Source organism: Pseudomonas lurida (assembly GCF_002563895.1).
Taxonomy (GTDB): Bacteria; Pseudomonadota; Gammaproteobacteria; order Pseudomonadales; family Pseudomonadaceae; genus Aquipseudomonas; species Aquipseudomonas lurida.
Genome location: NZ_PDJB01000001.1, coordinates 4,673,612 through 4,694,560, shown reverse-complemented (window position 1 = coordinate 4,694,560; position 20,949 = coordinate 4,673,612). Strand labels below are relative to the sequence as shown.

The 20,949-nt window shown below is 61.3% G+C and carries 16 protein-coding genes; 9 read left to right on the top strand and 7 right to left on the bottom strand.

The features are described 5' to 3' along the window. Positions 1 to 39 precede the first annotated feature (39 nt). From sctC to ATH90_RS21205, 4 genes are all read left to right on the top strand, one after another. A complete protein-coding gene (sctC, locus tag ATH90_RS21220; protein WP_098467204.1) occupies positions 40 to 1,473 on the top strand; it encodes a type III secretion system outer membrane ring subunit SctC in 1,434 nt (477 codons plus the stop codon). A gap of 214 nt (positions 1,474 to 1,687) precedes the next feature. Beyond that, a complete protein-coding gene (locus ATH90_RS21215; protein WP_098467203.1) occupies positions 1,688 to 2,092 on the top strand; it encodes a winged helix-turn-helix domain-containing protein in 405 nt (134 codons plus the stop codon). Between the two features lie 31 nt (positions 2,093 to 2,123). Continuing rightward, the gene (locus tag ATH90_RS21210) at positions 2,124 to 2,546 is read left to right on the top strand and encodes a transglycosylase SLT domain-containing protein (RefSeq protein WP_244906020.1); all 423 of its coding nucleotides are present in this window, start codon (positions 2,124 to 2,126) and stop codon (positions 2,544 to 2,546) included. A gap of 86 nt (positions 2,547 to 2,632) precedes the next feature. Then, on the top strand, positions 2,633 to 3,685 hold the full coding sequence (locus ATH90_RS21205; protein WP_034108214.1) for a quinone-dependent dihydroorotate dehydrogenase: 1,053 nt from the start codon (positions 2,633 to 2,635) through the stop codon (positions 3,683 to 3,685). Between the two features lie 198 nt (positions 3,686 to 3,883). On the opposite strand, the gene rmf is transcribed toward ATH90_RS21205, so the two are convergent. Then, complete coding sequence (rmf, locus tag ATH90_RS21200) at positions 3,884 to 4,099, bottom strand: ribosome modulation factor (protein WP_002553055.1); 216 nt, start codon at positions 4,097 to 4,099, stop codon at positions 3,884 to 3,886. Between the two features lie 533 nt (positions 4,100 to 4,632). Here rmf and rlmKL point away from each other — a divergent pair. Together rlmKL and ATH90_RS21190 are read left to right on the top strand one after the other, a co-directional pair. Further along, on the top strand, positions 4,633 to 6,897 hold the full coding sequence (gene rlmKL, locus ATH90_RS21195) for a bifunctional 23S rRNA (guanine(2069)-N(7))-methyltransferase RlmK/23S rRNA (guanine(2445)-N(2))-methyltransferase RlmL (RefSeq protein WP_069078003.1): 2,265 nt from the start codon (positions 4,633 to 4,635) through the stop codon (positions 6,895 to 6,897). A 141-nt stretch (positions 6,898 to 7,038) separates the two neighbouring features. Beyond that, a complete protein-coding gene (locus ATH90_RS21190; protein WP_098467202.1) occupies positions 7,039 to 9,438 on the top strand; it encodes a sensor domain-containing diguanylate cyclase in 2,400 nt (799 codons plus the stop codon). A 41-nt stretch (positions 9,439 to 9,479) separates the two neighbouring features. Here the strand turns inward: ATH90_RS21190 and dacB are convergent, their stop codons facing one another. Continuing rightward, on the bottom strand, positions 9,480 to 10,940 hold the full coding sequence (gene dacB / locus ATH90_RS21185) for a D-alanyl-D-alanine carboxypeptidase/D-alanyl-D-alanine endopeptidase (protein WP_069078001.1): 1,461 nt from the start codon (positions 10,938 to 10,940) through the stop codon (positions 9,480 to 9,482). Positions 10,941 to 11,177: 237 nt separating this feature from the next. On the opposite strand from dacB, the gene ATH90_RS21180 reads away from it, so the two are divergent. Next, positions 11,178 to 11,522, top strand: coding sequence for a YggL family protein (locus ATH90_RS21180; RefSeq protein WP_034108205.1), 345 nt, complete (start codon positions 11,178 to 11,180; stop codon positions 11,520 to 11,522). A 37-nt stretch (positions 11,523 to 11,559) separates the two neighbouring features. Here the strand turns inward: ATH90_RS21180 and ATH90_RS21175 are convergent, their stop codons facing one another. After that, a complete protein-coding gene (locus ATH90_RS21175) occupies positions 11,560 to 12,750 on the bottom strand; it encodes a benzoate/H(+) symporter BenE family transporter (protein WP_034108203.1) in 1,191 nt (396 codons plus the stop codon). Between the two features lie 226 nt (positions 12,751 to 12,976). Here ATH90_RS21175 and ATH90_RS21170 point away from each other — a divergent pair, with 226 nt between their 5' ends. Then, positions 12,977 to 13,741, top strand: coding sequence for a GntR family transcriptional regulator (locus tag ATH90_RS21170; RefSeq protein ID WP_098467201.1), 765 nt, complete (start codon positions 12,977 to 12,979; stop codon positions 13,739 to 13,741). A 141-nt stretch (positions 13,742 to 13,882) separates the two neighbouring features. On the opposite strand, the gene guaD is transcribed toward ATH90_RS21170, so the two are convergent. The 4 genes from guaD to xdhA all read right to left on the bottom strand — a co-directional run bounded on the left by guaD (position 13,883) and on the right by xdhA (position 20,008). After that, positions 13,883 to 15,187 (bottom strand): guanine deaminase, encoded by a 1,305-nt coding sequence (gene guaD, locus ATH90_RS21165; RefSeq protein WP_098467200.1) that lies wholly within the window; start codon positions 15,185 to 15,187, stop codon positions 13,883 to 13,885. Positions 15,188 to 15,194: 7 nt separating this feature from the next. Next, the gene (gene xdhC / locus ATH90_RS21160) at positions 15,195 to 16,052 is read right to left on the bottom strand and encodes a xanthine dehydrogenase accessory protein XdhC (RefSeq protein ID WP_034108199.1); all 858 of its coding nucleotides are present in this window, start codon (positions 16,050 to 16,052) and stop codon (positions 15,195 to 15,197) included. Positions 16,053 to 16,167: 115 nt separating this feature from the next. Continuing rightward, on the bottom strand, positions 16,168 to 18,567 hold the full coding sequence (xdhB, locus tag ATH90_RS21155) for a xanthine dehydrogenase molybdopterin binding subunit (protein ID WP_034108197.1): 2,400 nt from the start codon (positions 18,565 to 18,567) through the stop codon (positions 16,168 to 16,170). Continuing rightward, a complete protein-coding gene (xdhA, locus tag ATH90_RS21150) occupies positions 18,560 to 20,008 on the bottom strand; it encodes a xanthine dehydrogenase small subunit (RefSeq protein ID WP_069077999.1) in 1,449 nt (482 codons plus the stop codon). The genes xdhB and xdhA overlap by 8 nt, the downstream gene beginning before the upstream one ends. Positions 20,009 to 20,288: 280 nt before the next feature. Between xdhA and ATH90_RS21145 the strand changes: the two genes are divergently transcribed. Further along, positions 20,289 to 20,948 carry a GntR family transcriptional regulator gene (locus tag ATH90_RS21145; protein ID WP_034108193.1) on the top strand — a complete coding sequence of 220 codons (660 nt, stop codon included), beginning with the start codon at positions 20,289 to 20,291 and terminating at the stop codon, positions 20,946 to 20,948. The last annotated feature ends 1 nt before the right edge of the window (position 20,949 follow it).

Sequence of the window (20,949 nt, the reverse complement as noted above, 5' to 3'; positions counted from 1 at the left end):
CCAGGAAACGCCACGGTGTATGCCGACTTCCCTGCAACGATGCCCCGCCTCCGGTTTTGCCGATGGTTATTGTTTGTTGCGCTCATTTGCGCGCTGCTGTCGCAGAGCGTGCTGGCCAGGGGCACGCTCTACCAGGCACACAACGACAGCCTGCATACCGTATTGACTGCCCTCTCGGAGTCGCTCGGGTTGCCTATCGTCGTCAGCCAGGCAGTGGCACGCAAACGCGTCAGCGCAGCGCTGGATTTCGATGCGCCGCAGCAGGCCCTGGAGATGCTTGCGCTGCAACAGGGGCTGATCTGGTATGGCGATGCGCAAGCGCTGTATGTCTATGACGCTGACGAGGCCACGCGCTCGGCCGTAACCTTGCGGCATATATCCGTCGACCGGCTGCGTAGCCTCATGCGCCGCGCGGGCCTCGATGAGTCACGTCATCCCTTGCGTGAAAATGGAGGGCGAACATTTTATGTGTCGGGCCCACCGAAATATGTCGACCAGGTGCTGCGCCTGGCCCAACTGATGGACCGGCAAAGAGCTGACCTGACGGTGGGCAAGCAGGCCTTTGCCGTCATCCAGGTGCTCAACACCGATGTCGCAGACCGGCACTACGGCACGCGCGACAATCCGGTCACCGTACCGGGCATGGCGTCGATGGTCGAAACCCTGCTGGCCAGCGAACACGAGGGGTTGCTCGCCGACAAGAGTCTTGGCGTGATCGCCTACGCGGACAGCAACAGCCTGCTGATCAAGGGCAAGCCGGCGCAGGTGAGTTTCATCCAGAACCTGGTTGCGGAGCTCGACATACCCAAGCGGCCCATCGAGGTCTCGCTGTGGGTGGTGGATGTGGAGCGCGCTGAACTCAAGAAGCTCGGCCTGGACTGGGACGAGGGCGCGAACGCTTCGCCGACGCGAGTCCTGGCGCCGCAGGACGATCGTGACCTGATGGCCAAGATCGGCACATTGGAGCGTCGTCGGCGAGCGAGGGTGGCGACATTGCCGGTGATTCTCACCCAAGAGAATGTGCCTGCGGTGTTCCAGGACAACCGCACGTTCTACCTGCCTTCTGCCGGAGACGATCGGGTTGATTGGAAGCCTGTGCGTTATGGCACCCAGGTCAGCGTACTGCCGCGTTTTGCCGAGGCCAACCAGATCGAGATGCGCCTGGAGGTTGGAGAGGAGCGCCAGATGAGCGAGGCGGGGCGGCGTGAAGAAAACACGGCAGTGGGGCGAGTGAGCATCAACAGTGTGGTGCGTGTACCTCAGGGCAGGCGTCTATGGCTCGGCGCATTCGAGCGGGAGCCAGAACGGCGAGGGCCTGGTCGTCCAGCGCAAGTACGGCTGTTCGTGATCCAGGCCAGGGCCCTGGAGGACGAGCCGAAAGGGGGCGCCGCAGGGCCACCGCCCTTGACGGCTACGCAATACGAGCGCGTCCAGCGTGCGTTTGTGCGTCGGGGGCGTGATGTCTCACCGTGACTGACTGGGCGTTGAATGGCGCGAGGTGTATCAGGCGGCGGCCTGGAAACGGTGAATGGTGAAACGTCTTACGGCGCGGTCTCCAAAACCGCTGGATATATCGGCTTTTTCCTAGCGTGAGTCGTGTGTCAGGTTCGTATAGTCGTGGCAGGGGCACATGAGCCAGTAATGAATGTGAGGACTTCAATGTCAGCAGTCGGATATCGAGGTAGCAATGGCTGTCGTGGGTGAGGGAGGGGCGACGACTCCCCTGATCTTTGCGTGCTGGGTCCTGCATGGCGATGGTCGCCTGGCAGGCGCGGGGGCGGACGTTCAGTTACCACCCAAGGAGTGGCAAGTGTTGCGGCTATTACTGGTATCTGGTGGCGTGTTGATGACCAAGGACCGGTTGTTGGAGCTGGCCTGGCCTCAAGGTGAGGTTGCCGAGGAATCTCTGACGCGCTGCATTTACTCACTGCGCAAGTACCTGGGTGCCGACAAGGGCTTTATCAAGACGATCTACGGTCGGGGCTACCGCTTTACATGCCCGGTGGTGACCGGGGGCCATGCACCCGACCGCGTGGAGCATGTGTGCACGTCCTGCGGCCAAGTCAGCCATGGGTGGGTCAAGCGTGGCTAGGTTCTTGAGCAAGGGCGTGGCGCTGAGCGTGATGATGGCCAGCAATCAGGCACTGGCGTTTTGCTGGGAGGAGGCTGCCAGCCAGCACAATATCGAGCCGGAGTTGCTGCAAGCGATCGCCGCCGTGGAGTCGGGTTTTCGTGCGCAAGCGATGAATCATGCCAACCGCAATGGCACCCGAGACATCGGCCTGATGCAGATCAACAGCATCCACCTGCCGAGCCTGCTCAAGCAGGGGATTACCGAGGAACGCCTGCTCACTGAGCCATGCCTGTCGGTAGAAGTGGGGGCTTCGATTCTCGCCGAGTTCATCCAGCGCTTTGGCTACAACTGGAAGGCAGTAGGTTCCTACAACGCGGGGACGGGGTCGGGGCCTGAGCGTGAAGCGTTGCGCATGCAGTATGCGGAGAAAATCTGGGCGTATTATGAGCAGTTGGTCGCGCATCGCTACTGATGATTGAGGTTCACGCCTCGCGCGGCACCTGTCACCCCGGCTATAATCGCCGCCACCTTTCGCCGCCATCCGAGTCTAGCCCGCCCATGTATACCCTGGCCCGCCAGCTGTTGTTCAAACTCTCCCCGGAAACCTCCCACGATCTGTCCCTGGACCTGATCGGTGCCGGTGGTCGCCTGGGGCTCAATGGCCTGGTATGCAAGGCACCGGCAAAAATGCCGGTATCGGTGATGGGGCTCGATTTCCCCAATCCGGTCGGGCTGGCGGCTGGCCTGGATAAAAACGGTGCGGCCATCGATGGTTTTGCACAGCTGGGCTTCGGTTTTGTCGAAATCGGCACCGTGACCCCGCGACCACAACCGGGTAACCCCAAGCCACGGATTTTCCGCCTGCCGGAAGCCGAGGCGATCATCAACCGCATGGGCTTCAACAACCTGGGGGTTGATCATCTGTTGTCGCGTGTTCAAGCGGCGAAGTACAAGGGCATCCTGGGCATCAATATCGGCAAGAACTTCGACACGCCGGTTGAGCGCGCGGTGGATGACTACCTGATCTGCCTGGACAAGGTCTACGCCCACGCCAGCTACGTCACGGTCAACGTCAGTTCGCCCAATACCCCGGGCCTGCGCAGCCTGCAGTTCGGCGACTCCCTCAAGCAGTTGCTCGAAGCCTTGCGCCAGCGCCAGGAAGACCTGGCGTTGCGCCATGGCAAGCGTGTGCCGTTGGCGATCAAGATTGCCCCGGACATGAGCGACGAAGAAACCGTGCTGGTTGCCCAGGCCCTGGTGGATTCGGGAATGGACGCGGTGATCGCGACCAACACCACCCTCAGCCGCGTCGGCGTCGAAGGCTTGTCCCATGGAGATGAGGCTGGCGGCCTGTCGGGTGCCCCGGTGCGTGACAAGAGCACGCATATCGTCAAGGTGCTGGCTGCCGAACTGGGCGGGCGCTTGCCGATCATCGCGGTCGGTGGCATTACCGAAGGCAAGCATGCGGCTGAGAAGATCGCTGCCGGCGCGAGCCTGGTGCAGTTGTACTCCGGCTTCATCTACAAGGGGCCGGCGTTGATTCGCCAGTCGGTGGATGCCATTGCGGCCAGCGGGCTTGCCCCGCGTTGGGCTGCGAAGCAGGCCCAATAAGGCCCAGGCAATTTTTCAGGTGAAAATGCGGCGCCTGGTGTCGGGGCTGCGTCGCCCCCTGATGCCGGCAAGTCCCCTCGCCACCATAAAAAAGGGCTCCTTGAAGGAGCCCCCTGGGCCGAAGCCCGCCGCCCGGATGGGGCGTGCATGGTAAGTCGTTACAAATTCAAAGGTGGTGTCGGAATTAATTGCCCTTGATTAGCCGACGGCGTGAAGTTCGTTGAGTCTGTGGATGCCCGCAGTGCCAGTCATACCGTCCCAGTTGTCGCCGCGTCCTTCTCGCCAGCCATTGATCCAGGCTTGGCGTACCGACGGTAGAGTAAATGGGCAAAGCTCACGGGATTTGCCATGAACGCCATATTGATATCCGCGTAAAAATGCTCTTTCCAACGGATCACGCTTAAGTCTTCTCATAGGGTGTTTCCCTCACTTGTTGACTGTCTTGATATCCTTCGGCCTCGTCAGAGGCCGGGCAGAGTTTTTCTGCCGTTGGTGGGCTCGCTGCCGGCGTGGCGAGCCTATGTGTCGGCGTCGTTACGGCGCCAACCTGTGTTGAGTTCTAACCAATAGGTCACATGGATTCAATGATCGTTTTGTCATAAGCACGTAACGATAACGATGCTATAGCCATAAGCTGGGATGGCTTTTCGCCCCATTTATTCGGCAAAGCCAGCTATGATGCACCCTGCAAAGAGGATGGGTTTAATCCTTTAGTGAGAATGCCCGCCCGCTGCAGTCGGTTATTATTCGACGAAGGGTCGGAATATTTCTTTTTGTTACGTCAAATTATTCATCTGCCCCGTCATTAAAAGGCTCAAAGGCCCAGCAGGCGGGGTGGGACGGCACATTCGTGCCACGCGAGCACTCTTCAAGAAAAGTGCTTGATTGAAAACCGAGCCGGCGATGCGTCGCCCGTTCATTTATTGCTGAAAAGCTTGGATTGCCCCATGTCGGACCGTTTTGAACTCTTCCTCACTTGCCCCAAGGGCCTCGAAGGCCTGCTGATCGAGGAAGCCGTCGGGCTTGGCCTTGAGGAAGCCCGCGAGCACACCTCGGCCGTGCGCGGCATGGCCGACATGGAAACCGCCTACCGCCTGTGCCTCTGGTCGCGCCTGGCCAACCGCGTGCTGCTGGTGCTCAAGCGCTTCCCTATGAAGGACGCCGAAGACCTCTACCACGGCGTACTGGATATCGAGTGGGCCGACCACATGGTCCCGGATGGCACCCTGGCGGTGGAATTCAGTGGCCACGGCTCGGGCATCGACAACACCCACTTTGGCGCGCTGAAGGTCAAGGATGCGATCGTCGACAAGCTGCGCACCCCGACCGGCGAACGCCCGTCCATCGACAAGATCAACCCGGACCTGCGCATTCACCTGCGCCTGGACCGCGGCGAAGCCATCCTGTCCCTCGACCTGTCCGGCCACAGCCTGCACCAGCGCGGTTACCGCCTGCAGCAGGGTGCAGCGCCGTTGAAGGAAAACCTGGCGGCCGCGATCCTGATCCGCTCCGGCTGGCCGCGTATTGCCGCTGAAGGCGGCGCGCTGAGCGACCCGATGTGCGGTGTGGGGACCTTCCTGGTGGAAGGCGCGATGATCGCGGCCGACATGGCGCCGAACTTGAACCGCGAACTGTGGGGGTTCACCACCTGGCTTGGTCACGTCCCGGCGCTGTGGAAAAAACTGCATGCCGAGGCCACTGAACGTGCCGCTATTGGCATGAACAAGCCGCCGCTGTGGATCCGTGGCTACGAAGCTGATCCACGCCTCATCCAGCCTGCGCGCAACAACATCGAGCGCGCCGGCCTGAGTCACTGGATCAAGGTGTACCAGGGCGAAGTTGGCACCTTCGAGCCGCGTCCGGACCAGAACCAGAAAGGCCTGGTCATTTGCAACCCGCCGTACGGCGAGCGCCTGGGTGACGAAGCCAGCCTGTTGTACCTCTACCAGAACCTCGGCGAGCGCCTGCGCCAGGCGTGCATGGGCTGGGAGGCGGCGGTGTTCACCGGCGCACCGGACCTGGGCAAGCGCATGGGCATCCGCAGCCACAAGCAGTATTCGTTCTGGAACGGCGCCTTGCCGTGCAAGTTGCTGCTGATCAAGGTCAACCCTGACCAGTTCGTCACCGGCGAGCGTCGCACCCCGGAGCAGCGCCAGGCCGAGCGTGAGCAAGCTGCGTACGATCAAGCCCCGGCTGAACCGCAAGAGCGCCAGTACAACAAGAACGGCAACCCGATCAAACCCGCCCCGGCCCCCGTGGTCGAGCAGGCGCGCCTGAGCGAAGGCGGGCAGATGTTTGCCAACCGCCTGCAAAAAAACCTGAAGCTGCTAGGCAAGTGGGCCAAGCGCGAAGGCGTGGATTGCTACCGCGTGTACGATGCCGACATGCCGGAATACTCCATGGCGATCGACCTGTATCACGATTGGGTCCACGTGCAGGAATACGCGGCGCCCAAGTCCATCGACCCGGAAAAAGCCTCCGCACGCATGTTCGATGCGCTGGCGGCCATTCCCCAGGCGCTTAACATCGACAAGAGCCGCGTGGTGGTCAAGCGTCGCGAGCGCCAGAGCGGCACCAAGCAATACGAGCGCCAGAGTGCGCAGGGCAAGTTCACCGAAGTCAGCGAAGGCGGCGTGAAGCTGCTGGTCAATCTCACCGACTACCTGGACACCGGCCTGTTCCTCGACCATCGCCCGATGCGTCTGCGCATCCAGAAAGAAGCCGCCGGCAAGCGCTTCCTGAACCTGTATTGCTACACCGCTACCGCCAGTGTGCACGCGGCCAAGGGCGGCGCGCGCAGCACCACCAGTGTCGACCTGTCCAAGACCTACCTGGACTGGGCGCGCCGCAACTTCTCCCTCAACGGTTTCTCTGACAAGAACCGCCTGGAGCAGGGTGACGTGATGGCATGGCTGGAGGCCAGCCGTGATGAGTTCGACCTGATCTTCATCGACCCGCCGACCTTCTCCAACTCCAAGCGCATGGAAGGCATCTTCGACGTGCAGCGTGACCATGTGCAGTTGCTCGACCTGGCCATGGCGCGCCTGGCGCCGGGCGGCGTGTTGTACTTCTCGAACAACTTCCGCAAGTTCGCGCTGGAGGACAACCTCAGCGAACGCTATGCGGTCGAGGAAATCAGCGACAAGACCATCGACCCGGACTTTGCACGCAATGCGAAGATCCACCGGGCGTGGAAAATCACCGCACGCTGATCGCTGCCCCTAAAAGAGCCGCAAGCCTGATTTATTCCGGGCTTGCGGCTTTTTTACGCTGGTCAAATTCAGGACCGATGGCTATAACTAAGGCCTAGCCAAAGTGACACCCCCCGCACACTGGCGTTGTGAGTGTTGCCTATGCCGTTGCAAGCTGTCCGCCCGAAAATCCTAGGCTTTATCAGTGAGCAGGCGTCGGCTTGGCTGGTGGCATTGGTGGTGTTACTGGCAGGGTTTGCCTTGACGGCGATTGTCGCCTGGGCGGCGTCCGACCTTTATCAGCAACAGGTGCGCCAGCGCTTTCAGTTGCTGGTCAATGAGCGCTATACCCGCCTGCAGGAACGCTTCGACGACCAGGAGCAACGTCTGAACAGCCTGCGGCGTTTCTTCGTCAATTCCGACGACGTATCCCGTGAAGAGTTCGACGGTTTTGCCCAGCCCTTGTTGTTGCGCGCCCGCGCTTATTCCTGGGCGCCCAGGGTATATCGCGAGCAGCGCGGCCAGTTTGAACAAGCCGTGTCCCACCAGCGCGGCATGCCCTTTGTTATCCGAGAGTTGAATTCGGCCGGTGAGTTGGTGCCTGCGCCCGAGCGCGACGAGTACGTGCCGGTGTTGTACAGCCAGACCCAAAGCCTGCTGGGCGCACCGCTTGGCTTTGACCTGTTGGCCCAACCGCTGCGACGATCGGCCCTCGAACGTGCGCAAAACACCGGCAGGCTGGCGGTCTCCCAACCCATGCAATTGGTGGGGGTAGAACCGGCTTATGCGACCGGGGTTTTACTGGTCGCGCCGGTGAGCCACCTGTCCACTTCCGAACAATCCCAGAACGAACCCTACGGCTATGTGATGGCGGTGATCAGCATGCGCCAGCTGGTGGCCGACGGCTTGCCCAAGCCGAATCGGGACAACCTGGTGATGCAGATCGTCGATACCTCCGACCTGCAGCAGCGCGTGCTCTTCGAGTCCAACAATGCCGTTGGCGAGAGTCCCCTTGTCGGCGCGCGCCGCCTCACATTGGGCGACCATGTGTACGCCCTGAAACTGCGCCCAAGCCAAGTGTTCGACCAGGCCAACCACTCTTCGCTGTCTACGGTGCTGACCATGGGTGGCTTGCTCAGCCTGTTACTCAGCGCCTTGCTCTATGTACTGGTGAGCCAGCGCCAGCGTGCGTTGAAACTGGTGGAGCAGCGCACTGCCCAATTGCGTTTGCGTGAGCAGGAATTGCGCGGTGCCCATGGCCAATTGCGCAGCGTGCTGAATGCCGCCACCCAGGTGGCGATCATTGCCACCGACCTGCGCGGTGTCATCAACACGTTCAACGCCGGTGCCGAGCAGATGCTGGGCTTCAAGGCCGAAGACGTGGTGGGCACGCACACCCTGGAAAGCCTGCATCTGGCGACTGAACTGGAAGCGCGCTCCGCCAGCCTGACGGTGGCCCTGGGCAAGCGCATACCCGCGAGCCAGGCGATGCTGGTGGAAAGCCCGGACAACCTGCACGAAGCCCGTGAATGGACCTTGGTCCGCCAAGACGGCAGCCCATTGACCGTGAACATGCTGGCCACGGTCTTGCTGGATGACCATGGTTTGTGGATCGGGCACCTGGCGATTTACCTGGACATTACCGAACAAAAGCGTGCCTACGAAGCCTTGGCGGCTCGGGACCGCCTGCTCAAGAAACTCAGCGCCCACGTCCCCGGCGGAATCTTCCAGTTCACCCTCGAACCCCACGACAACTGGAAGTTTATCTACGCCAGTGATGGCATGCGCGACATCTATGAAATCGAGCCCGGCGTGTTGCAGCAGGATGCGAAGAAGGTCTTCGAGCGCATCCATCCCCTGGATGCGGAACGGGTGCGCGCCTCGATCCGCTTGTCGGCGTTGCAGTTGAGCCATTGGCGCGAGGAGTACCGGGTGCTGTTGCCACAGCGTGGTCTGCGCTGGATTCGTGGCGAGGCCACGCCAGAAGAGTTACCCGCAGGCGGTACGCTATGGCATGGCTACGTGTCGGATATTTCCGATCTCAAGCGGGTGGAAGAAGAGCTGCGTGCGCTGTCGATTACCGACTCCCTGACCGGCATCCACAACCGTCGCTATTTCCAGGATCGCCTCAAGGCCGAGATGGTCAGGCTCAACCGCACCTCGGGGGCGTTGTCGTTGATCATGCTCGATATCGATCACTTCAAGCGTATCAACGACCAGCATGGGCATGCCGTCGGCGATGGGGTGTTGCAGGAGCTGTGCAAACGCATCGGCCAGCGCCTGCGTCGCACCGATGTGTTCTGCCGCCTGGGTGGCGAGGAATTCATGGTGCTGTGCCCCCACACCGATGGCGATCAGGCCTATAGCCTGGCGATAGAGTTGTGGGAGTCGCTGCGCTGTGCGCCCATGGAGCCGGTAGGGACCGTCACCGCCAGCTTTGGCGTGGCCAGCTGGCGAGTGGATGAGGGCATCGACGGGCTGCTGCTGCGCGCCGACTCAGCCGTGTACGTGGCCAAGCAAGCGGGCAGGGACAGGGTGGAGGCCGAGCGCTTGCGCGCTTGAGACCGCCGCAGGCCCGCTCCCACATGGGCCTGCGTGATGTCTTAAAGGACGGGAGCGGCCGCCATCACCTTCGGCTGGCGATACAAATCCAGCAGCACCTGGTCCAGCACCGACGAAGCGCCCCATGGTTTTGGATCGTTGAGGATCGCCACCACGGCCCAGGTATTGCCGTTGTTGTCGCGGCTGAAACCGGCGATGGCGCGCACAGTGTTCAAGGTGCCGGTCTTGACGTGCGCTTCGCCGCGCATGGCGGTGGTCTTCAGGCGTTTGCGCATGGTGCCGTCAGTGCCGGCAATCGGCATCGAGCTGATGTACTCCGCGGCGTAAGGGCTTTTCCAGGCGGCTTGCAGCATGGCGGCCATCTCGCGGGCGCTGACCCGTTCGGCACGGGACAGGCCGGAGCCGTTCTCCATCACCAGGTGCGGCGCGGTGATGCCTTTCTTCGCCAGCCACTGGCGCACCACCCGTTGCGCGGCCTTGGCATCGTCGCCGTCGGCATCGTTGCGGAACTGCGCGCCCAGGCTCAGGAACAGCTGCTGGGCCATGGTGTTGTTACTGTATTTGTTGATGTCGCGGATGATTTCTGCGAGGTCCGGCGAGAAGGCCCGGGCCAGCACCTTGGCGTCCTTGGGCACCGGCGCCTGGATGTCGCGGCCCTGGATGGTACCGCCCAGTTCCTTCCAGATCGCCCGTACGGCACCGGCGGTGTAGGTGGCGTGGTCCAGCAATGACAGATAGGTCTGCGAACTGCAGCCATCGGCCAACTGGCCGCTGACAGTGACTGTAACGCTGCCATCGGCGGCGGTGACCGGGTTGTAGCGCACATCGCCAGTGCACTGCTTGGCGTTGGAAACCTTGACCTGGTTGTCGATGCGGATGCTCGCAATCGGCGGCTCGACCGACACCAGCACCCGGCCGGAATCATTGCGCGTCACAAAACGCAGGGCCTTGAGGTTGACCAGCAGCGCGTCCGGCTTGACCAGGAACGGTTTGTTCTCGTCGTTGCCATCGTCATTGAATTCCGGCAACAGCGGCTGGTTGAAGAAGCTGCGGTCCAGCACCAGGTCCCCGGTGACTTGCTGCACACCGTTGGCCCGCAGGTCGCGCATCAGCAGCCAGAGTTTTTCCATGTTCAGCTTGGGGTCGCCGCCGCCCTTGAGGTACAGGTTGCCGTGCAACACGCCACCGCTGAGGGTGCCGTCGGTGTAGAACTCGGTTTTCCACTGGTGGTTAGGGCCGAGCATTTCAAGGGCCGCATAGGTGGTGACCAGCTTCATGGTAGAAGCCGGGTTCACCGACACGTCGGCATTGAATACGGTAGGCGTGCCGGGGCCGTTCAGGGGGATCATCACCAGGGACAGCGCAGTGTTTTGTAGCTTGGCTTTGGCGAGTGCCTGCTGAACATTGGGCGGCAGGGTGTTGTTGACGGGGGCAGCGGAGGTGGAAAAGGCCAGTGGAAGAAGAAAACCGGCGAGCAACACGGAACGCAAAGATTTGATCATAAGAAGTAGAACCCTACTGCTGAGGAGGGTGAAAAAGGCGAGGGGTATAGAAGAAAATCCCTCAATAGTCATGAAAGTGTCGGCATTATGCCCCAAGGTGGATCCCGTTGTAGCTGAACGATAGCTGGTAATCAGCGTTTTTTTTACCTGCAAAGTGCCGCCTGTCCCAGAGAGTCGGGCAATCGCCGCCTTAAACTGCTAAAGTGCCGCCCGTTATTACTTATGAGGATTGTTCCAATGGCGACTAACCGTTCCCAGCGTCTGCGCAAAAAACTGTGCGTTGATGAATTTCAAGAGCTGGGTTTCGAACTGAACCTGGATTTCGTAGAAGGTTTGGACGACAAGGCTATTGACGCTTTCCTCGACGCCTTCCTGAAAGAAGCGATGGAGGCCAACGGTCTCGGCTATGTTGGCGGCGATGACTACGGTCTGGTTTGCCTGCAGAAGCGTGGTTCGGTCAGCGAAGAGCAGCGTGCTGCCGTTGAAGGCTGGCTCAAAGGCCGCAGCGAGCTGAAAAGCGCTGAAGTCAGCCCGTTGCTGGACGTGTGGTATCCGGATAAGCCGATCAACGCGGCCAAGTGATACTGAAGAAAACGGCGACCTGAGGGTCGCCGTTTTTTTATGCCTTGCGCCAGTTCAGAATCAGCAGCGTCAACACCCCCGCCACAATCCCCCAGAACGCCGACCCGATGGAAAACAACGTCAAGCCAGACGCGGTGACCATGAAGGTGATCAGCGCCGCTTCGCGTTCCTTCGGCTCATTCATGGCGATGCTCAGGCCATTGATGATCGAGCCAAACAACGCCAGCGCTGCAATCGACAGCACCAACTCCTTGGGCAAGGCCGCAAACAAGGCCGCCAAGGTCGCGCCAAACACGCCGGCAATCCCGTAGAACACCCCGCACCATACCGCGGCGGTATAACGCTTGTTACGGTCCTCGTGGGCATGGGGCCCGGTGCAGATCGCCGCGCTGATGGCGGCCAGGTTGATGCCGTGGGAGCCGAATGGCGACAGCACCAGCGAAGCCAGGCCGGTGGCGGTGATCAGGGGCGAGGCGGGCACGTTGTAGCCGTCCGCCCTGAGTACCGCGACGCCGGGCATGTTCTGCGAGGTCATCGCGACCACGAACAGTGGGATGCCGATGCTGATGGTCGCCGCCAACGAGAAGTGCGGCGTGGTCCACACGGGCGTCGCCACTTCCAGGTGGAAACCGCTGAAGTCCAGCAACCCCATGAGCCCTGACAGCAGGGTGCCGATGACGAGTGCGGCGAGTACCGCATAACGCGGCGACAGGCGCTTGATCACCAGGTAGGTGAAGAACATCCCCAATACCAGCCCGGTGCGATGCTGTGCGGCGACGAAGATCTCGCTGCCGATCTTGAACAGAATCCCCGCCAGCAACGCGGCTGCCAGGGATGCCGGGATGCGCTTGACCAGTTTTTCAAAGCTGCCGGTCAACCCGCAAATCGTCACCAGCACGGCGCAGGTGATGTAGGCGCCGATGGCCTCGCCATAACTCACCCCCCCCAGGCTAGTGATCAGCAGCGCGGCGCCCGGCGTCGACCAGGCAATGGTGATGGGCGTGCGGTAGCGCAGGGACAAGCCGATGCTGCACACCGCCATGCCGATGGAAATCGCCCAGATCCATGAAGAAATCTGCGCCGTGGTCAAGCCGGCGGCCTGTCCGGCCTGAAACATCAGGACCAGGGAGCTGGTGTAGCCGGTCATCATGGCAATGAAGCCGGCGACGACGGCCGACGCAGACGTGTCGGCCAGCGGGCGCAAAGGCGCTTGGGTGGCGTCGTTCATGCAGAGGTGTTCCTTTTACCTGGGGTGTAGCCGGTGACGGCGCAGATTCAAGCCTAAACTCAAACGTAACGACTCATTGCAATACAGCCGCGGCCGCAAATAGCCGTACAGTGTGTTGGCGCATTGGGTTGTGTACAATGTGCCCTGTTTTTAGGTGATACTTGCCAGCGACACGCTGTTGCCGTATTACCGTTAATTCGCCGCCGTTCTCCAAACCCGAGTGCCCATGAACGAACAGTTGCAACCTCTCAAGAAACAACCGCGTGCCGGCAAGGCTGGTCGCATCGGAACCCAGGACGATATCGTCTACGCGCATATCTTCGAGGCGATCCTCGAACAACGCCTGGCACCCGGTACCAAGTTGAGTGAAGAGGCACTGGGCGAGATCTTTGGCGTCAGCCGCACCATTATTCGCCGCGCCTTGTCGCGCCTGGCCCATGAAGGCGTGGTGCTGCTGCGGCCCAATCGCGGTGCAGTGGTCGCCAGCCCGAGTGTCGAGGAAGCACGCCAGGTGTTCCTCGCACGGCGTCTGGTGGAGCGGGCGATCACCGAATTGGCGGTGCAACACGCCACGGCCGAGCAACTCGCCGAGCTGCGCCAGATGGTCAACGATGAACGCGACAGCTTTTCCCGTGGCGATCGCGGAGCCGGTATCCGCCTCTCCGGCGAATTCCACCTCAAGCTGGCCGAAGCGGCCAAGAATGCACCGCTGATCAGCTTCCAGCGCAGCCTGGTGTCCCAGACCTCATTGATCATCGCCCAGTACGAAAGCGGCAATCGCTCGCACTGTTCCTACGATGAGCACACCCAATTGATCGATGCGATCGAGGCACGGGATGCGGCGCTGGCGGTAAACCTGATGATGCATCACATGGACCATATCGACAGCAAGCTCAACCTCGATGAAGAGAGCGCGTCGGATGATTTGCATGCGGTGTTCTCACACCTGTTGCAGACCAAGAAGCCGGGGCGCTCGTCCATCAAGCTGTAAGCTCCCGGCTTCACATGGGACAAAAAAATGTGGGAGCGGGCTTGCCCGCGAATACGATGAATCAGTCAATACATCTGGCGACTGACACTCCGTATTCGCGAGCAAGCCCGCTCCCACAGTAGTTTTGTGGTGTATCTGAAGTTAGCGTTGGTGCACCCGCTGCCCGGCCGCATAGGTCTGCAACACCGTCCGGTCATCCCCCAGCGTCATCAATACAAACAACGTCTCGGCAATGTTCTTCGCCTGCTTCAAGCGGTAGCTGAGTAGCGGCGTTGCGTTGTAGTCCAGTACCAGGAAGTCCGCATCCGTCCCCGGTTGCAACGTGCCAATCTTGTCTTCCAGCCGAAGCGCCCGTGCACCGCCCAGGGTGGCCAGGTACAGCGACTTGAACGGGCTCAACCGCGCGCCCTGCAACTGCATGACCTTGTAGGCTTCGTTCAGGGTTTGCAGCAGCGAGAAACTGGTGCCGCCGCCCACGTCGGTGCCCAGGCCCACATTCAGCTTGTGCTTCTCCGCCATCGGCAAATTGAACAGGCCACTGCCGAGGAAGAAGTTCGAGGTCGGGCAAAACGCGACCGCCGAACCCGTCTGCGCCAACCGCGCGCACTCGTCATCACACAGGTGCACCCCATGGGCAAACACCGAGCGCTCGCCCAGCAGTTTGTAATGGTCGTACACATCCAGGTAGCCCTTGCGCTCCGGAAACAACTCCTTCACCCACTCCACTTCCTGCTTGTTCTCACTGATGTGGGTCTGCATGTACAGGTCTGGGTATTCGGCCAGCAACTGCCCGGCCAGCGCCAGTTGTTCCGGCGTGCTGGTCGGCGCAAAACGCGGCGTGACGGCGTAGTGCAAGCGGCCCTTGCCGTGCCAGCGCTCGATCAGCGCCTTGCTCTCCTGGTAGCCGGATTCGGCGGTGTCGGTCAGGTAGTCGGGCGCGTTGCGATCCATCATCACCTTGCCGGCGATCATGCGCAGGTCGAGCTTCTCGGCGGCTTCGAAGAATGCATTCACCGACTGCGGATGCACGCTGCCAAACACCAGCGCGGTGGTGGTGCCGTTGCGCAGCAGTTCCTTGATGAAAATGTCCGCGACTTCTTCGGCGTGAGCCTTGTCGGCGAACTGGCTTTCGCACGGGAAGGTGTAGGTGTTGAGCCAATCCAGCAACTGCTCGCCATACGCGCCGACCATGCCGGTTTGCGGCAAGTGGATGTGGGTGTCGATCAGGCCGGGGGTGATCAGCGCGTCCTGGAAGTGGGTGATGTCGATATCGGCAGGCAGCGTCGGCAGCAAGTCGCCGGCATGACCGACGGCACTGATCTGGCCGTTTTCGATAACCAGCAGGCCGTCTTCGAAATACTCATAGGAGGCGTCGATACCCACTTCAGCGGGGTCGGCGAGGCTGTGCAGGATGGCGGCACGGTAGGCTTTGCGAGTCAAAGGCATGGTGTTCTCAATTCTTGGCAAAAGAAGTCAAAGCTTGGCTGCGGCGCGAAGCCACAAGCAGTTTGGCAATGGGTTCGGCGCTGGCGGTGTGCTGGCCGAAATTGGCGTTATAGGTGGCGATGATTTCGCCGGCGATGGAGATGGCGATCTCCACCGGCAACTTGCCCTTCACCTCGGAGAGGCCCATGGGGCAGCGCATGCGTTGCAGCTGTGTGGTGTCGAAGCCGCGATCGCGCAGGCGATGCTCGAACTTGACCCGTTTGGTCTTCGAACCGATCAGGCCGAAGTAGGCGAAGTCGTTGCGTTTGAGCAGGGCGGCAGTCAGTTCCAGGTCCAGCGCGTGATTGTGGGTCATGACAATGCAGTAACTGCCCGCTGGCAAGTCGGCAATTTCGTCGACCGGCTCTTCGCTGACGATTTTACGCACGCCTTCAGGGAGCGTGTCCGGAAACTCCTGGTCACGGGAATCGATCCAGCGCACCCGGCACGGCAGGCTCGCCAGCAGCGGCACCAGCGCACGCCCCACGTGGCCGGCGCCAAACACGGCGATCTGTGCCTGCACCTGGCCCATGGGCTCGAACAGCAACACGGTCACGCCGCCGCAGCACTGGCCCAGGCTCGCGCCCAGGCTGAAGCGCTCCAGGCGAGTGTTCTGGTGGCCACTGGCGAGCATTTCGCGGGCGATCTGCATCGCCTTGTATTCCAGGTGCCCGCCACCGATGGTGTCGAAGGTCTGCGCGGCGCTGATCACCATCTTCGAACCGGCATTGCGCGGCGTGGAGCCGAGCTCTTCGATGATCGTGACCAGCACGCAGGGTTCACCCTTGTTCTGCAGGTCGGCGAGGGCGCTGATCCAGTTGTTCATGTCTACCTCAACATCTCTGTTGTCAGTCAGGCCACTATCGCGGGCAAGCCCGCTCCCACAGGGAAATGCATTCCAGATGTGGAAGCGGGCTTGCCCGCGAAGGCAGCGCCTCGGTCTAGAGCGAAGCCATCTCGGTTTCAGCCTCAACAGCCTTCGCCGCCTGCAACTGCCGCATCTGTTCGCAGCCCCACAACACACGCTCCGGTGTCGCCGGCGCATCGATCTTCGGCTGATGACGATAGTCACCCAGGCTCGCCACCGCGTCCTTGATCGCGCACCACGAAGCGATGCCGAGCATGAACGGCGGCTCGCCCACGGCTTTGGAATGGAACACCGTGTCTTCGGGGTTCTTGCGGTTTTCCACCAGCTTCACCCGCAGGTCCAGCGGCATGTCAGCCACCGCCGGGATCTTGTAGCTGGCCGGGCCGTTGGTCATCAGCTTGCCCTTGTTGTTCCACACCAGCTCCTCCATGGTCAGCCAGCCCATGCCTTGGATAAAGCCGCCTTCCACCTGGCCGATGTCGATGGCCGGGTTCAGCGAGGCGCCCACGTCGTGGAGGATGTCGGTGCGCAGCATCTTGTATTCGCCAGTCAGCGTGTCGACGATCACCTCGCAGCACGCCGCGCCGAACGCAAAGTAGTAGAACGGCCGGCCCCGCGCCTGGCTGCGGTCGTAGAAGATTTTCGGGGTCTTGTAGAAACCGGTGCTGGACAGCGAGACCTGGGCGAAATACGCCTGCTGGATCAACGCCTCGAAGGTCAGTATCTGGTCACGCACGCGCACGTGACCGTTGTGGAATTCCACATCCGCTTCGCTCACGTCGTATTTGCGTGCGGCGAATTCCACCAGGCGCTGCTTGATGGTTTCGGCGGCGTTCTGCGCGGCCTTGCCGTTCAGGTCGGCACCGCTGGAAGCCGCCGTTGGCGAGGTGTTGGGCACCTTGTCGGTGTTGGTGGCGGTGATTTGCACACGGTCGATTTCAACCTGGAATACCTCGGCCACCACCTGCGCGACCTTGGTATTCAGGCCCTGGCCCATCTCGGTGCCGCCGTGGTTCAGGTGGATGCTGCCGTCGGTGTAGATATGGATCAATGCACCGGCCTGGTTGAGGAAGCTGGCGGTAAACGAAATGCCGAATTTAACCGGCGTCAATGCCAGGCCTTTTTTCAGGATCGGGCTGTGGGCGTTGTACAGCCGGATCGCTTCGCGGCGCTCGGCGTATTGGCTGCTGGCTTCCAGCTCGGCAGTCATCTCTTCGAGCATGTTGTGCTCGACTGTCTGGAAGTAGTGGGTGACGTTGCGCTCGGTCTTGCCGTAATAGTTGGCCTTGCGAACGGCCAGCGGGTCGAGGGCCAGATGGCGGGCGATGGCGTCCATCACTTCCTCGATGGCGACCATGCCTTGGGGCCCGCCGAAACCGCGATAGGCGGTATTAGACGCGGTGTTGGTCTTGCAGCGATGGCCGTTGACGGTGGCATCGCCCAGGTAATACGAGTTGTCGGCGTGGAACATCGCACGGTCGACAATCGAGTTCGACAGGTCTGGCGAGCAGCCGCAGTTACCCGCCAGTTCCAGGTTGATCCCGTGCAGGCGGCCGCTGTCGTCGAAGCCCACGTCGTATTCGATATAGAACGGGTGGCGCTTACCGGTCATCAACATGTCTTCGACCCGCGGCAGGCGCATCTTGGTGGGCTGGCCGGTCAGGCGCGCCACGACTGCGCACAGGCACGCGGGGCTGGCCGCCTGGGTTTCCTTGCCACCGAAACCACCGCCCATGCGGCGCATGTCGACCACGATCTTGTTCATCGACACGTCCAGTACTTCGGCCACCAGTTTCTGCACTTCGGTGGGGTTCTGTGTGGAGCAGTAGACGATCATGCCGCCGTCTTCGGTGGGCATCACTGAAGAGATCTGGGTTTCCAGGTAGAAGTGCTCCTGGCCACCGATGTGCAGGGTGCCCTGGATACGGTTTTTCGCAGTCGCCAGTGCGCTGGCCGAATCACCTCGTTGATGGGTGTGGCTGTCGAGCACGAAATGTTTGTTGCGAAAGGCCTCGACCACATCCAGCACCGGTTCCAGGTCTTCGTATTCGATCACCGCCGCCATGGCGGCCTTGCGCGCGGTTTCCAGGTCGCGGGCGGCGACGGCCAGCACGACCTGCCCAACGAACTGCACCGTATCAATCGCCAGCAAGGGATCGCCAGGCATCAACGGGCCGATATCCTTGAGGCCTGGCACGTCTTCATGGGTGATGACGATGCGCACGCCGTCGAAGGCGTAGCAGGGCGCGGTGTCGATGCTGAGGATTCGAGCATGGGCGCGGTCGGACATGCGTGCATACAGGTGCAACTGATTGGGAAATTCCAGGCGGTCATCGATGTACTGCGCTTCGCCGGAAACATGTTTGGCGGCGCTGTCATGCTTGACGCTGCGGCCGACCCCGGAGGTGAGGTCGCGGGCAAACAGCTCGGCGAGTTCGGCCTGGGTTTTAACGACGGCGTGATGGTTAGACATAAGCGGTCACCCGAGTCTCGATGTGCGGCGTTTGCAGTTCAATGAAGTATTTGCGCAGCAGGTTCTGGGCGCTGAGCAGGCGGTATTCCTTGCTGGCGCGGAAGTCTGACAAGGGGGTGAAGTCCTGGGCCAGGGCGGCGCAGGCTTTTTCCACGGTGGCGCTGTTCCAGGTGGCGCCGACCAACGCGGCTTCGCAGCTCTTGGCGCGCTTGGGCGTGGCGGCCATGCCGCCGAACGCGACGCGGGCTTCGCGAATCACACCGTTGTCGATCTTCAGATTGAACGCGGCGCAGACGGCGGAAATATCATCGTCCAGGCGCTTGGAAACCTTGTAGGCGCGGAACAACGCGTGACCCTTCGGCACGATGATCTTCTCGATGAACTCGCTGTCCTGGCGGGCGGTGACACGGTAATCGATGAAATAGTCTTCGAGCGCCAACGTGCGGCGTGTCTCGCCCTTGCACAGCACAATCTGTGCGCCGAGGGCGATCAGCAGCGGCGGCGAATCGCCAATTGGCGACGCGTTGCCGATATTGCCGCCGAGGGTACCCTGGTTGCGGATTTGCAGGGAGGCGAAGCGGTGCAGCAGGTCGCCGAAGTCCGGGTATGCGTGGTGCAGCGCGGCGTAGCAGTCGGAAAGGGCGGTGGCAGCGCCGATTTCCAGGCGGTCGTCGAAGTCTTCGATGCGCTTCATTTCTTCAATGTTGCCAACGTAGATCATCACCGGCAGCGTGCGGTGGAACTGGGTGACTTCCAGCGCCAGGTCGGTGCCGCCGGCCAGCAGGCGGGCTTGCGGATAGGCGTCATAAAGGTCGGCCAGGTCGGCGACGGTCAGCGGCACCAGGCAGCGTTTGTCGCCGCTGTTGAGTTCACCGGTTTGCGTCGGGGTGATGGCTTTGAGGCGGGCGATGGTCTCGGTTTCACGGCTGTCGAACTGGTCCTGAGGTTTGTTGCAGCAGGCCTGTTCGGCAGCCGCGAGGATCGGACGATAGCCGGTGCAGCGGCACAGGTTGCCGGCCAGGGCTTCATGGGCCTTCTGGCTGTCCGGCGCTTCGCTGTTCTTTTGCAGGGCGAACAGCGACATCACGAAACCAGGGGTACAAAAGCCGCACTGCGAACCATGGCACTCCACCATGGCCTGCTGCACGCTGTGGAGTTGGCCCTGGTGCTTGAGGTCCTCGACGCTGATCAGTTGTTTACCGTGCAGCGACGACACAAAGGTCAGGCACGAGTTGAGGCTGCGATAACGAATATGTTCGGCCCCCTGGTCGTCCGTGTGCAACTCGCCGACCACCACGGTGCACGCACCGCAGTCGCCGCTGGCGCAGCCCTCTTTGGTACCGGATTTGCCCAGGTGCTCACGCAAATAGTTGAGCACAGTCAGGTTGGGGTCCAGGGCGTGCTCGCTACGGAGTTCCTGGTTGAGTAAAAACTGGATCACGGAAGGCCTCGCAGACTCATTATTGTTGTTAACCGCTTTGCGCCGAATCTAGTCATGTCTGACTTTTCGGTCAACGATTTTCTGACCAGAAGGTCAAGAAATTGCGATCGCAACACTTTCAATTATGGTCCAGTCTTCTGGAACCGTTGTTTTTGGCGGCTTATGGGGTTTGCGTGTTGCTTATTTCATGCCAAATTCGCCACGGTGGGCGTAGCGCCATCAGCGGGCCAATGCGCTACACTGCCGCGCTTGTACCGATAGAAGATTTTGAAGGGAAAACATGACGTTCAAGGCGCCGGACAGTCTCGCCGAGCAAATCGCTCACCACCTCGCCGAACGCATCATTCGCGGCGATCTCAAGCCTGGGGAGCGGATCCAGGAGCAAAAGGTCACGCTGGCACTCAACGTCAGCCGTGGTTCCGTGCGCGAAGCCTTGCTGATCCTCGAACGCCGTCACTTGATCGCGATCTTGCCGCGTCGTGGCGCCCATGTCACCGAACTCACCGCCCACAAGGTGCAGAGCCTGTGCACCTTGATGGGGGAGTTGTACATCCTGCTCGGCAACGCGGTTGCCGAAGGTTGGCGTGTGCAGGCCGACATGGCGCCGTTCCTGCAGATCCAGCAACGGCTGGTGGGCAGCTTCGAGCGCCAGGACATCCGCGCCTTCGTCGAAGAAAGCTTCAATGTGATGCGCGCCGCGTACCCCTTCGCCAATAACCCCTACTTGCAGGAAACCGTCGAGAACCTGCAGCCGGCGATGAACCGCGCCTATTACCTCGCGCTGGATCAACGCAAGGCTTCCATGAGCGAGTACCTGGCGCTGTTCGAGCAGTTGCTTGCCGCCGTGCTGGCGCGCGACCTGGTGCAGATCCGCCAGGTGCTGTCGGCCTACGGCCAGCGCAGTTGCTCGCTGGTCATCGCTGCGTTGGCGGACGCCTAGA